Raw genomic sequence first — 14,358 nt, 5'->3', positions numbered from 1 at the left:
TTTTATAATTTTTTTAAAAAGCGCTTTACTGCAACACTCGATTTATTTGAGTAAAGTTTTTTTCATAATATTTTTCTTTTGTAGAGGAAATGATAACACCACTGCTCACTGAGGCGTGAATGAATTTTATCTCTCCTTCACAAACCTCTACAACCATCCCTACATGATTAATTTGGCGCCTTCCATTTGTCTTAAAGAAAATCAAATCCCCTTTTTTAGCTTCTTCCGTATTAATCTTTGTTCCAAAACCGGATTGAGCTATTGATGTTCTTGGCAACTTAATATCAAATGCCTCAAAAGTAGTACACATCAAGCCAGAACAGTCAAACCCAGATTTTGTGGTTCCGCCCATGCGGTATCTGGTTCCTATATTTTCGGAGGCATGCTCAATCAATTGATCCAGAAAATCATGATTAAAAACAGGCTTGGTAAACGGGTGTAATTCCGGTTTAGTTTGCGCAATAACACCATTACCTTCAGCATTATTATTCTCTAATAGTACACGAGGAGACTGAATCATTAACTTGTACCCTATGGGAAGTTTTCTTTTCACATCTGGATTTTGTTTCTCTAATTCCTTAACCGTAATCCCATACTGTTTTGCAATGGAATACTTAGTCTCTTTAGGCATTACTTCCCGCACAATACGTTGAAAATCTTCCTTCTCTTCGCCCTCCGTTGATAGTACGGGTGCATCATTTTTTGACTGCAAAACTACGGTTGTTGTGATTTCCGGCACAACGGGACCAACAGATAAACTGGCTTTAGGTGCTGCTGTTTGCACCTTAATCTCTTCCTGCAATACTACAGCTATTTGAGTAACGGGTAACTGAGTCCAGGGAATATTGATTTTTTGTCCTACCCGAAGTGGTTTAACGCCTATTGCAGGATTGGCTTTGTCTAATTCTCCAATGGTGATTCCGTACTGTTTTGCAATGGAATATTTGGTTTCTTTTGATAAAACTTCCCGTATCAAAATTTCAGAAATTTGTTTATTAGTTGCTTCAGTGTCTAGGACTATTTCTGGTGTAAAAGTTGCTTTTTTAGATGGAGAAACAACCACTTTTGAGGTTGTAACTGCGGTTCCCGGAATGGTGATTTTTTGTCCTATTTGGAGTCCTTTAGCTTCTAGTTCAGGATTGGATTGGTTTAATTCTGCCAGAGATATTCCGTATTCCTTTGCAATTCCGTATGGAGTTTGTTTAGCAAGTACTTCGTGCTCTTTAGTAGCATATTTTAAGGGAGTATTCGTTTTTGTAGTGGTTTTTTTCAGACCTATAATTGGAATTAACAATACTGAATTAAGCTTTAAAAGATTCTTAGCTTTAGGATTTAGTTTGTAAATGGCGCTTTGTTTCACTTCATAGCGCTCAGCAATACTCGATATTGTTTCCCCTTTTACGATGGTATGTTTTATAATTTTTTCCTGTGAAAAAAGAACTATACTATTAAATAAAAAAAACGCTACAATTACTCTTACACTCATACTCTTCTCTTTCAAATTACTTATCCTATGTATTCCTCAAAAGCGATTTCGGGATATAATTATTAAATTTCGCTTTGGTTTATTTGCTTGTATTTTTTCTATTTATAAAAAAAGGGTGGAAAAACACCTTTTTTATAAAAAAAACCTGATTCTGTGTTTGTAAAATTTTGAATGATCTTATTCTAATTCATCGCAAGAACTCAAAAAGGAATCTTACAATACTATGGCACTACTGATCTAAAAAACAAGCCACTTAATGGAGTGCGAATCAGTATTACTAGCCGAAAAAAATCGATGAATTTTATTTCACAAAAAAGCTAATATAAGTCTTATAACTTAAGGACTTCTCTTTTTTTTAACTTTTAACGTCCAAAAAGAACATTTCATACCTTTTTTGTAATTTTTTAATATTTTTTTGAGTAAAATCTATTCTTTATTCAAAATAATAACACTGTTAGTTTGTCATAGCCCTGATGGAAGTGGAAAGCCTTTTGAAGTGAAATTACATTTTTTTTAGATAAAAAGAGCGACCAAAGGAAGTTCCTTTTTATCGTTAAAAAAAAGAAATTTCACGAAAAAGCTTGAAACGGAGAGCAGGAAATAGCTCCAAAAAAAAACTCCCAAGTTTCCTTGAGAGTTTTGAAATAAATTATTTAAATGCTTATGCTTTTCCGGCAGCAGCAATCAAGTTTAATGCTGAACCTGCGATGAACCAACCAATTTGTCCTGCGTTGTACGTGTGGTTTGCTAAGATAATATCTTTAGTTCCATCAGCGTGAACAAATTCTAATGTTAATGGTTTTCCTGGAGCAAAATCAATTAAGTCTGTGAAGTTGATGGTGTCATCTTCCTGGATTTTATCGTAATCCGATTCAGTAGCAAATGTCAATCCTAAAAGGCCTTGTTTTTTAAGGTTTGTTTCATGGATACGAGCAAATGATTTTACCAATACAGCTTTCACACCTAAGAAACGCGGCTCCATTGCTGCATGTTCACGAGAAGATCCTTCCCCATAGTTGTGATCGCCCACAACAATCGAAGGAACACCAGCTGCTTTGTAAGCACGCGCTACAGCCGGAACTGCATCGTAAGTACCAGTCAACTGATTTTTAACGGTATTGGGTTTTTGGTTGAATGCATTGATGGCACCAATCAACATATTATTAGAGATGTTATCTAAATGCCCACGGAAACGCAACCATGGCCCAGCCATAGAAATGTGATCTGTAGTACATTTTCCAAAAGCTTTGATCAATAATTTAGCCCCTGTAATATTTTTTCCATCCCAAGGCAAAAACGGAGCTAACAATTGCAAGCGCTCTGAAGTTTCACTCACAGAAACCTGAACTCTTGAACCATCAACAGCTGGCGCTTGAAAACCTGGATCTTCGGCATCAAATCCTTTTGGAGGTAATTCATTTCCTGTTGGCGCATCCAGCATTACTTCTTCCCCATTTTCATTAATTAAGGTATCCGTCAATGGGTTGAAACCCAGATCTCCGGCAATAGCCAAAGCGGTTACCAATTCAGGAGAGCCTACAAATGCCAAAGTGTTTGGATTTCCATCGGCACGTTTGGAGAAGTTACGATTGAAAGAGTGAACGATAGTGTTGCGCTCTTCTTTTTCAGCTCCTTCTCTATCCCACATTCCGATACACGGTCCGCAAGCGTTCGCAAAAACTGTTGCTCCCATTTTATCGAAAATATCGATAAATCCGTCACGTTCTATGGTATAACGAACTACTTCAGATCCTGGAGTAATGGTAAATTCAGATTTTATTTTTAAATTTTTATCTGTAACTTGTTTTGCCAATGAAGCAGCACGAGCGATATCTTCGTAGGAAGAGTTGGTACAAGAACCTATCAAACCTACTTCAATTTTCAAAGGCCAGTTATTTTTGATTGCTTCTTCTTTCATTTTAGAAATTGGAGTAGCTAAATCAGGGGTATAAGGACCGTTTAAATGGGGTTCTAATTCGTCTAAGTTGATTTCGATTACTTGGTCAAAATACAATTCTGGATTTGCATAAACTTCAGCATCACCTGTTAAGTACGGTGCAATTTTATCCGCTGCATCTGCTACATCAGCTCTATTAGTAGAACGCAAATAACGCCCCATGGAAGCGTCATAACCAAATGTAGAAGTAGTAGCACCAATTTCGGCACCCATATTACAGATAGTTCCTTTTCCAGTACAAGACATAGAAGTAGCACCTTCACCAAAATACTCCACGATAGCACCTGTCCCACCTTTTACAGTAAGAATACCGGCTACTTTAAGGATTACGTCTTTTGGCGCTGTCCAACCGGAAAGTTTTCCAGTTAATTTTACTCCAATTAATTTAGGAAATTTTAATTCCCAAGCCATTCCTGACATCACATCAACCGCATCAGCACCACCAACACCAATTGCTACCATTCCTAAGCCCCCTGCATTTACAGTGTGTGAATCGGTACCAATCATCATTCCGCCTGGGAATGCATAATTTTCAAGCACTACCTGGTGAATAATTCCGGCTCCTGGTTTCCAGAAACCAATTCCGTATTTATTAGATACTGAAGAAAGAAATTCAAACACTTCATTACTTTGTGTTTTTGCTCTGGCCAAATCAGTTACTGCATCCACTTTTGCCTGGATCAAGTGATCACAATGCACTGTTGTAGGAACCGCTACTTTAGTTTTACCGGCATGCATGAACTGCAATAATGCCATTTGAGCGGTTGCATCTTGACAAGCTACTCTGTCTGGAGCAAAATCAACATAATCAGCACCTCGGGTAAAAGCTTGTGAAGGCATTCCATCCCAAAGGTGATTGTACAATATTTTCTCCGTTAATGTAAGCGGATGGCCAACTATTTCGCGTGCTTTATCAACACGAGTAGTCATGTTGTCATACACTTTTTTAATCATTTCAATATCAAAAGCCATATCTAATTATTTTCTGTTATTATATTTTAGAACCACAAGGTACAAAAAAAATGAAGACCTATTAAAATAAAAAAAGCCTGAGTCTGTCGAAAGACCCAAGCTTTTTAATAGTATTAACAAAAATTAATTATTACCTAACCAATAACTTATGAGATGGTGCAAACTGCGTTAGATTTATACCTTTTACTGCAGCTTTGTATTCCTCAAGAGTTGGGGTTCTGCCTAAAATTGTAGACAACACAACAACCGGTGTTGATGAAAGTAACGATTCTCCTTTTTTACCTTCCGTATCTTCAACAACTCTTCCTTGGAAAAGGCGCGTAGATGTTGCCATTACAGTATCTCCTTTTGCTGCTTTTTCTTGGTTACCCATACATAAATTACAGCCTGGACGCTCTAGGTATAGAATATTTTCATATCCTGTACGTGCCTCGCCTTTAGGAGCATTATCATCAAATTCAAAACCAGAATACTTTTGTAAAACTTCCCAGTCTCCTTCAGCTTTAAGTTCATCTACAATATTATAAGTAGGAGGCGCAACAACAAGCGGTGCTTTAAACTCTACTTTACCGTGTTGCTCATCTATATTTTTTAGCATTTGAGAAAGAATCTTTAAATCGCCTTTGTGTACCATACAAGATCCTACAAAACCAAGATCTACTTTTTTTACACCACCGTAAAAAGAAAGTGGTCTAATGGTATCGTGCGTATAACGCTTAGAAACATCCGCGTTATTTACGTCTGGATCTGCAATCATAGGCTCAGCAACGATATCTAAATCGATTACAACTTCCGCAAAATATTTTGCATTAGCATCCGGTATCAAAGCTGGTTTATCACCTGATCTGATGGCTGCGATTCTATTATTAGCGATAGCAATTAATCCTTTAAGAACTTGGTTCTCGTTATCCATTCCTTTGTCAATCATGATCTGGATTCTGCCTTTGGCAATCTCTAATGATTCGATCAAAGTATCATCCTCAGAAATACAAATAGAAGCTTTCGCCTTCATTTCTGCAGTCCAATCTGTAAAAGTAAAGGCCTGATCAGCAGTGAGTGTTCCTAAATGAACCTCAATAATTCGTCCTTGAAATACATTCTCTCCACCAAATTGCTTCAGCATTTGAGATTGGGTAGCATGAACAACATCACGGAAATCCATATATTCTTTCATATCCCCTTTAAAGGTAACTTTTACTGATTCCGGAATTGGCATTGAAGCTTCACCCGTAGCTAGTGCAAGTGCAACTGTCCCCGAATCAGCCCCAAAGGCAACCCCTTTAGACATTCTGGTATGAGAGTCACCGCCAATAATAATCGCCCACTCATCAACAGTAATGTCATTAAGAACCTTGTGAATCACATCAGTCATTGCGTGATAGTTTCCTTTAGGGTCACGAGCTGTAATCAAACCAAAGTCATTCATGAACTTCATCAATCTTGGAATGTTTGCTTTGGATTTATTATCCCAAACTGATGCTGTATGACAACCGGATTGGTATGCACCATCAACAATTGGAGAAATCACAGTAGCAGCCATAGACTCTAATTCCTGAGAAGTCATTAAGCCTGTAGTATCTTGCGAACCTACTATGTTTACTGTAACGCGCACATCAGAACCTGCATGTAAAACTTTACCTGGTGTTGAACCAACTGCATTTTTATTAAATATTTTTTCTACAGCGGTAAGACCTTGTCCTTCAATAGAAATTTCTTTTGACGGAGCAAATACCGATACGATATCAATTCCTAAAGTCTTTGATGCAAAAGTTTGTAGTTTTTTTCCAAATACAATAGCGTAAGATCCACCCGCTTTAATAAATTCCATTTTCTGAGGCGTAAATGCCTTAGAAATATCAATTAATTCTTTATCGCCGTTATAGAGCTTCTTAGTTTTTGTATTTATGGTCAGCACTGTTCCTGTTGCAATAGAATAAACTTCTTCCAAAATAGGCTCACCATTTTCATTGCGGACTACCGTTCCATTTGCATCTGTTTTCTTAACCCAGTTTTGAAGATCCAGACCAATACCACCCGTCACATCAACAGTAGTAAGGAAAATTGGGGAAATACCGTTAGTTCCAGCAACAATTGGAGCTATGTTTATGAATGGGACATAAGGACTTGCTTTTTTACCTGTCCAAAGAGCCACATTATTCACTCCTGACATCCTTGAAGAGCCTACACCCATAGTTCCTTTTTCGGCAATCAACATAACACTTTTGTCTGGGTGTTGCGCTTGAAGCGCTTTAATTTCATCTTGAGCTTCAGGCGAAATCAAACATTTTCCGTGTAGCTCACGATCAGAGCGTGAATGCGCTTGGTTACCCGGAGAAAGTAAATCTGTCGAAATATCTCCTTCACCAGCAACATAGGTAACAACCTGAATTTCCTCAACTACCTCTGGCAGCTTCGTAAAGAATTCCGCCTTAGCGTAACTCACTAAAATTTCCTTTGCAAACGCACTACCGTTTTTAAATGCCGCCTCTAAGCGATCGGTATCAGCCTCATAAAGAAATACTTGTGTCTTTAGAACTTCTGCCGCCACTTTTGCAATTGTGATTTCATTTCCTAAAGCTAAGTCAAGCAAAACTTTGATTGAAGGACCACCTTTCATCTGTGATAATAACTCTAATGCAAAAGCTGGTGTTATTTCATTCACTACTGATTCACCAAGAACAATCTCCTTCAAAAAAGACGCTTTTACGCCAGCTGCAGGTGTTGTCCCAGGAACAGTATTATAAATAAAAAACGAAATTGAATCCTTGCGATTTGCGTTATTTGAATCTTTAATTTGCAAAATGATTTCGCTTACTAAATCAGCGCTATCAATTGGCTTTGGATTAAGTCCCTGAGTTTTTCTGTCTTCGATTTCTTTCAGATAATCGTTATAAATGTTCATAGTAAATTGTTTTCAATGTTAAAAGCTATTTATTTTAATGTACTCAAAATTAAAAGCCATGATGCGTAGTTTTTATTCACGTCGCAAATTTAGCTCTTTAAGATGATATTTAAAAAAAATTAATAGATGTGGTTTTTTCAAATGATATTATTACTAAATACTGATTTTTACCCTTTATAATTAAATAATTTTAAAAAATTTAACTATAAACTGATTAATCCCTAAAGAATTAATTACATTCTAACTAGTATCAGATCATAAAAACCATTATAACTAAGAAAACGTTGTAGTTCCTGTCTAAAAATAAGAACCGAGTACCAAAAAAAAGTCAAACCAACTTAGCAATTATCATTTCTTCGGTAATTCCTTCGGCATCTGCTTTGTAATTTTTAATAATTCGATGGCGTAAAATCCCGGTGGCTACCGCTTTCACATCTTCAATATCCGGCGAAAATTTTCCATTGAAAGCAGCGTTGGCTTTGGCTGCCAAAATCAAATTTTGAGATGCTCGGGGCCCCGCTCCCCAATCGAGATAGTTTTTTACAAACTCATTTGATAATGGATTTTCAGGACGAGTTTTACTCACTAATGTCACCGCATATTCAATTACATTATCAGCCACGGGAATTCTGCGAATCAAATGTTGAAAATCAATAATTTCTTGTGCAGTAAATAATGGATTGATCGTGTTTTTGATGTCTGATGTCGTGCGTTTTACTACTTGAACTTCCTCTGCAAAAGAAGGATATTCCAGCTTTATAGCAAACATAAACCGATCCAATTGAGCTTCAGGCAAAGGATATGTTCCTTCTTGTTCTATTGGGTTTTGCGTGGCCAAAACAAAATAAGGCAAGGCTAACTTGTAATTCTCCCCAGCAATAGTAACAGCGCGCTCCTGCATGGCTTCCAGCAAGGCTGCCTGCGTTTTGGGTGGTGTTCGGTTTATCTCATCTGCCAGAACAATATTAGAAAAAATAGGCCCTTTTATAAATTTAAATTGACGGTTCTCCTCTAATATTTCACTGCCCAAAATATCAGAGGGCATCAAATCCGGTGTAAACTGAATTCTTTTAAAATCAAGACCTAATGCTTGTGCCAGCGTATTTACCATTAATGTTTTAGCTAATCCAGGCACTCCTACTAACAAAGCATGTCCCCCAGAAAAAATACAAAGCAAAATTTGATCTACTACAGCATCCTGTCCCACTATGATTTTTGCGATTTCCTTTTTCAGCTCATTCCTTTTTTGAACTAGGTTGTGTATTGCTGCTACGTCTGACATTTATAAAAATTTAAAATTAAAAAAGAGTTAGCGTTATGAAATCATAAAACTAACTCTTTTTATTTATTTTATTGAAAAAAAAATGTTTGCGATTCCTCTCACATAAGTAAGTCGAAAGTTTAAAAGTCGTAAAGTCAAAAGAATTAACTTTAAGTAAAACAGCTTTAAATCAGATTTTTACATGATTTTATCCTGATTTTAAAATACGACATTATACCATGGTTATTACTTAATGTGTTCTTGTGGTAAATTATTTCTTTATCCAGTTGTTTGTAAAAGCACAATCTCTGTATTCTCCAATGATTTTGATATACGTTTCTTTAATTTTATCTCCAAACCATTTCCCAATAGCTGTAATTTGCTTGTCTTTCAAAGCTAAATCTTTAATTTTGATGTAATCATTTGCGTAATCAGCAGTATGCTCTTCTATTCTATTGGTCACGGTAATCAATTTGAATTTCTTTTTACCTTCTTCACCTTGGTCTAAAATGGGAAGTGAAATCTCGCCTTCTTTCAAATTTGACACTTGACTGTAAAAAGCGGGGTCCATTTTCGTCAATTCAAAACGGGTATCTTGCGTTTTTGGATTAATCAATGCGCCTCCATTGGCTCTTGTTTCTTTCTCGTCAGATAAAGTTCTTGCTGCTTCCTCAAAAGCAATTTCTTTATCTTCGATTCTTTTTCTGATCAAAGTGATTTTTTCTTTAGCTTCATTCAAAGCTTCCTCTGTTACAGTTGGACTCAATAATATGTGACGCAATTCTACTTCTTGTCCTTTTATCTTTTCTATGTAAATAATGTGAAACCCAAAATCAGTTTCAAAAGGAGCGGATATCTCTCCCTCAGCCAGACTGAAAGCTACTTCTTTAAACTCTTTTACAAAAGGGGTCTTCCTATTCATTTTATAATAGCCTCCATTTGCTCTTGAACCGGGATCTTGAGAATACAATACGGCTTTAGTTGAAAAGCTAGATCCTTCTAATATTTCTTTTTTAAACAAATTCAATCGATCAATTACCTTTTGTTTATCGGCAGCTGAAACTTTGGGAGTAATTATAATTTGTGACACTTCCATTTCTGCTCCAAAAAAAGGAAGATCAGCGGCAGGTATCTTTTTAAAGAAATTACGAACTTCTTCCGGTGTAATTTCTACTGCTTCAATAATTTTCTTCTGCATTTCTGACGTGAGCTTATTCTCTTTTAGAATATCTGAGAAATAGGTTCTGAATTCTTCTTCCGAATCTTTTTTATAATACTCCACCACTTTTTCCAGCGACCCGATTTGCTCTGTCATATAGCTCAATCGTTCTTCCATCATACCTTTTACTTCGGCATCAGTCACTACGATACTATCCTGAATGGCTTGGTGCGCATACAATTTATCTTCTAATAACTTCCCTAACATTTGGCATCTTGTAATGTCTTTTACAGAACCTCCCTGACTAGAAATTTCAAGATATGACTTGTCAATATCCGAATCTAATATAATATAATCTCCTACGGTACCAATAACCCCATCAATTTTTTGCTTCCCAGTAGATTGCGTTTTTTTAATAGGAACGATTACAGTATCCTTAATGATTTCTTGTGCCTGTAAAAGGCCACTGGAAAATAGCAAAAGAAAAAAAGGAAGAACAATTTTATTAATAATTTTCATTTGTATGTGTTTTATTGGCATTTTTCTAGTTTATTTTTATAATGAAGGATTTATATTCCCGACTTTAAAGTATGGCTTGTAAAAGCAATATTAATTTTTGCCAAATATACACTTTTAAGCTTCAGGAAATGAATTGCATTTGCATTCCTAATTACTTCCTTTTTTTTAAATTTAAAAGAGACAAAAATAACAATTCAATTATATAATACAAGTTTCCGTACTACTATTAACAAAAATTTATACACCCAATTATTCCCTGTTTGTTTCCGCTTCTAAATCCTAAAAAAGAGACTTTTAAAGACCTAAATAAAGGACTCCCTATTCCTTCATTTATGCTATCGAAACGGCAATCAATTATTTTCTTCTTTTTCCCAGCGCTTACTAATTATGAAACCTCTTTACTCGCGCATCTGCTGTTCCGTTCAAACAATCTAAAAGATAAAACTTTACCCTTTTTACTTCAAAAACAAAAATCCAGCTTTAAAAACCTCATTATAAGGATCCTTATTTAAAAAGTTCTCAACACTACAACGTTATCGCTACAAATTAAAAGCACTACTTTACGAGTCCTTTGATAATTTTTATAAATTAGCTAAAAATGATATTTATTTAAAAAATAAACTTAAAAAATATATTATCACTATTATTTAATGCTTTTTGTTTTGATTTAAATAAAATTATGATTTAAATCGCAATCTATTCTTTCATAATGAAGCAATAGACTTAAAACACATCCTAATCGATTTTAATTAAAATGTCCCAAATTTATTAACTACCTTAATTTATCATTTTATGAAAAAACCAAATTTCAAAATTTATTTATTGACCGCTTTACTTGCTGGCTTGTACTCTTGTAATTCAAATGATGATCTGGCAGACAATCCAACTGAAACGGCAACACAATTGAAAGTGGTTAATGTCACTAATCACGACGGACGGCCATTCAGCACTGGAGCATCAACTAATATACCAACTGGAAGATATGTTGCAAATCCCGGAGGTGGTGTAATGATGCAAGCTTTCTACTGGGACGTACCTGCCGGTGGAAACTGGTGGAATACTGTAAATACAAAAATAACAGATTGGTCAAATGCCGGCATTGGCTCTATCTGGCTTCCTCCGGTATCAAAAGCTCAAAATGGGCCGTTTTCTATGGGCTACGATCCTACTGACTATTTTGATTTTGGGAATTACAATCAAAATGGTACGGTAGAAACCAGATTTGGTTCCCGTGCTGAATTAGAAAGCCTGATTACAAAAGTACATTCTGAAAACATGCAGGTTTATGCGGATATGGTACTGAATCACAACAGTGGCGGACAATTAGAAAACAACCCTTTTACAGGAACACAAACCTACACAAACTTTACCGGTGTTGCTTCTGGAAAATTTCCAAGAACCAGTGCTGATTTCTATAAAAATGCGTACGGTAATAATGACGAAGGTTCCTTTGGGGGATTTCCAGATTTAGCCCATGTAGTACCAAATGTACAAGACTGGCTTTGGAAAAGAGCAGACGGAGTAGGGAAATACTATAAAAACACAATGAAATTTGATGGATGGAGATTTGATTACGTAAAAGGTTTTGCTCCGTGGGTCATAAAAGATTGGAATGCAAACGTTGGTGGTTTCTCCGTTGGTGAATTATGGGATTCTAACGTAAACATACTGAATGATTGGGCGAATAATGCCAACAGTTCCGTTTTTGATTTTGCGTGCTATTATAAAATGAACGATGCTTTCGACGGAAACAACCTAAATATTTTGAATGACGACATGATGTGGAAAAGAAACCCGCACAAAGCGGTTACTTTTGTCACCAACCATGACACTGATGAAATTTGGAAAAAAGAGCTAGCGTATGCCTACATCTTAACGCATGAAGGATACCCAACTATTTTTTACCGAGATTACGAAGAATGGCTTAATAAAACGAAAATGAATAACTTAATTTGGATTCATAACAACAAAGCTACTGGTAACACCTCTATTTTATATACTGATACTGATGAATACATCGCCCGTAGAAACGGATATAACGGCAATCCCGGATTAGTGGTTTACATCAATAATTCATCCACTTGGCAAGAACGATGGATTCAGACCAACTGGACTAATGCTCAAATCAAAGATTTTACAGGTAATTCAACTTGGCAGCCGACTACTCAAGCAGACAAATGGGTCAAAATACAGTGTCCCCCAAATGGATATTCCATCTGGTCGATAAACATGTAACCCAAACTATTTTAAAGGCTGTCTATTTTGACAGCCTTTTTTATACCTAATAGCGTCATAAGCTATCTAATAAAATTTAAAAAAATCGACTGAAATCCATTTTCAAAACCCACATCATTAATTAAGAGGATACATTTTTTTAATTGGCATTTATAAATAGTACTTTTGCACACTATTGATATAAATATGGGCTTTTTAGAAGAAATACAACGCAGAAGAACTTTTGGGATTATCTCACATCCTGATGCCGGAAAAACAACACTTACAGAAAAACTCCTCCTTTTTGGTGGTGCGATTCAAGAGGCAGGTGCTGTAAAAAACAATAAAATCAAAAAAGGCGCTACCAGTGACTTTATGGAAATTGAACGCCAGAGAGGAATTTCGGTTTCTACTTCAGTTTTGGCTTTCAATTATAAAGACAAAAAGATAAACATTCTCGATACGCCAGGTCACAAGGATTTTGCGGAGGACACTTTTAGAACCTTAACAGCTGTTGACAGCGTTATTGTTGTAATTGATGTTGCCAAAGGTGTTGAAGAACAAACAGAGAAATTAGTGGCCGTTTGTAGAATGCGAAAAATTCCAATTATCGTATTCATCAATAAATTAGACCGAGAAGGAAAAGACGCTTTTGACTTGATGGATGAAGTGGAACAAAAGCTAGGTTTAACAGTTACACCATTAAGTTTCCCGATAGGAATGGGCTATGATTTTCAAGGAATCTACAACCTTTGGGAGCAAAACATCAACTTATTTAGCGGTGACAGCCGTAAAAATATTGAAGAAACAATTGCTTTCTCCGATGTTAAAAATCCCGAATTAGAGAAAATTATCGGTCAAAAACCAGCTGACAGCTTGCGGGAAGAACTAGAGTTGATTGATGAAGTTTATCCTAAATTTGATCGTCAGGATTATTTAGACGGAAAACTACAACCTGTATTTTTTGGTTCGGCATTGAATAATTTTGGAGTTAGAGAATTATTGGACTGTTTTGTTCAAATTGCTCCATCACCAAGACCAAAAGATTCGGAAACCCGATTAGTAGATCCCAAAGAGGAAAAAATGACAGGATTTGTGTTTAAAATCCATGCCAATATGGATCCAAAACACAGAGATCGTCTGGCCTTTATAAAAATAGTATCCGGAACTTTCGAAAGAAACAAACCGTATTACCACGTGCGTCAGAAGAAAAACTTAAAATTTTCGAGTCCAAATGCTTTTTTTGCCGAAAAGAAAGAAATTGTAGACATTTCCTATCCAGGTGATATTGTTGGCTTACATGATACAGGAAATTTCAAAATTGGAGATACATTGACCGAAGGAGAAATTATGAGTTTCAAAGGAATACCGAGTTTCTCCCCGGAACATTTCCGATATATTAATAATGCTGATCCTATGAAAGCCAAACAACTGGACAAAGGAATCGATCAGTTAATGGATGAAGGTGTGGCGCAGTTATTTACTTTGGAAATGAACAACAGAAAAATCATTGGAACGGTTGGAGCCCTACAATACGAGGTGATCCAATACCGTTTAGAACACGAATATGGAGCAAAATGTACCTATGAAAATTTCCCCGTACACAAAGCATGTTGGGTAAAACCAAACGATCCAAAAAGCGAAGAGTTCAAAGAATTCAGAAGAATCAAACAAAAATTCTTGGCACATGATAAATACGGACAATTAGTATTTCTGGCTGATTCTGATTTCACAATTCAAATGACACAAAATAAATATCCAAATGTTAAGTTATTCTTTACTTCTGAATTTGAGTAATTCTTAATATAAAGTAAACCTGCCTAATGGAATTAAATGGTGGTCTTGAATAGCACAGACATAAAAAATAAAGGCATAAAAAAACGCTAAT

At 36.0% G+C, this 14,358-nt stretch carries 7 protein-coding genes; 2 read left to right on the top strand and 5 right to left on the bottom strand.

The features are described 5' to 3' along the window. Positions 1-25: 25 nt before the first annotated feature. The 5 genes from EKL99_RS07090 to EKL99_RS07070 all read right to left on the bottom strand — a co-directional run bounded on the left by EKL99_RS07090 (position 26) and on the right by EKL99_RS07070 (position 10,277). Positions 26-1,486: a peptidoglycan endopeptidase gene (locus EKL99_RS07090; protein WP_126576650.1), complete on the bottom strand. Its 1,461-nt coding sequence runs from the start codon at positions 1,484-1,486 to the stop codon at positions 26-28. 661 nt (positions 1,487-2,147) lie between these two features. Next, positions 2,148-4,415: an aconitate hydratase gene (locus EKL99_RS07085; protein WP_126576649.1), complete on the bottom strand. Its 2,268-nt coding sequence runs from the start codon at positions 4,413-4,415 to the stop codon at positions 2,148-2,150. A 130-nt stretch (positions 4,416-4,545) separates the two neighbouring features. After that, positions 4,546-7,317 carry a bifunctional aconitate hydratase 2/2-methylisocitrate dehydratase gene (locus tag EKL99_RS07080; RefSeq protein ID WP_126568619.1) on the bottom strand — a complete coding sequence of 924 codons (2,772 nt, stop codon included), beginning with the start codon at positions 7,315-7,317 and terminating at the stop codon, positions 4,546-4,548. Between the two features lie 328 nt (positions 7,318-7,645). Continuing rightward, entirely contained in the window at positions 7,646-8,599 is a 954-nt protein-coding gene (locus EKL99_RS07075; RefSeq protein WP_126463136.1) for a MoxR family ATPase, read from the bottom strand. Between the two features lie 250 nt (positions 8,600-8,849). Beyond that, positions 8,850-10,277: a peptidylprolyl isomerase gene (locus tag EKL99_RS07070; RefSeq protein WP_126576648.1), complete on the bottom strand. Its 1,428-nt coding sequence runs from the start codon at positions 10,275-10,277 to the stop codon at positions 8,850-8,852. Positions 10,278-11,048: 771 nt separating this feature from the next. Between EKL99_RS07070 and EKL99_RS07065 the strand changes: the two genes are divergently transcribed. Both EKL99_RS07065 and EKL99_RS07060 read left to right on the top strand, forming a co-directional pair. Continuing rightward, positions 11,049-12,491, top strand: a complete 1,443-nt coding sequence (locus EKL99_RS07065; RefSeq protein ID WP_126576647.1) for an alpha-amylase — start codon at positions 11,049-11,051, stop codon at positions 12,489-12,491. Positions 12,492-12,677: 186 nt separating this feature from the next. Next, complete coding sequence (locus EKL99_RS07060) at positions 12,678-14,267, top strand: peptide chain release factor 3 (RefSeq protein WP_126463130.1); 1,590 nt, start codon at positions 12,678-12,680, stop codon at positions 14,265-14,267. Positions 14,268-14,358 lie beyond the last annotated feature (91 nt).

This window comes from Flavobacterium sp. ZB4P23, from assembly GCF_003970375.1.
Classification (GTDB): Bacteria; Bacteroidota; Bacteroidia; order Flavobacteriales; family Flavobacteriaceae; genus Flavobacterium.
The sequence above is the reverse complement of the archived record's forward strand: the minus strand, read 5'-3'. Positions and strand labels throughout refer to the sequence as shown.

Coding starts and splice junctions, on each gene's coding strand:
- EKL99_RS07070 (WP_126576648.1), bottom strand. CDS start 10,277: ATGCCAATAAAACACATACAAATGAAAATTATTAATAAAATTGTTCTT.
- EKL99_RS07075 (WP_126463136.1), bottom strand. CDS start 8,599: ATGTCAGACGTAGCAGCAATACACAACCTAGTTCAAAAAAGGAATGAG.
- EKL99_RS07080 (WP_126568619.1), bottom strand. CDS start 7,317: ATGAACATTTATAACGATTATCTGAAAGAAATCGAAGACAGAAAAACT.
- EKL99_RS07060 (WP_126463130.1), top strand. CDS start 12,678: ATGGGCTTTTTAGAAGAAATACAACGCAGAAGAACTTTTGGGATTATC.
- EKL99_RS07085 (WP_126576649.1), bottom strand. CDS start 4,415: ATGGCTTTTGATATTGAAATGATTAAAAAAGTGTATGACAACATGACT.
- EKL99_RS07065 (WP_126576647.1), top strand. CDS start 11,049: ATGAAAAAACCAAATTTCAAAATTTATTTATTGACCGCTTTACTTGCT.
- EKL99_RS07090 (WP_126576650.1), bottom strand. CDS start 1,486: ATGAGTGTAAGAGTAATTGTAGCGTTTTTTTTATTTAATAGTATAGTT.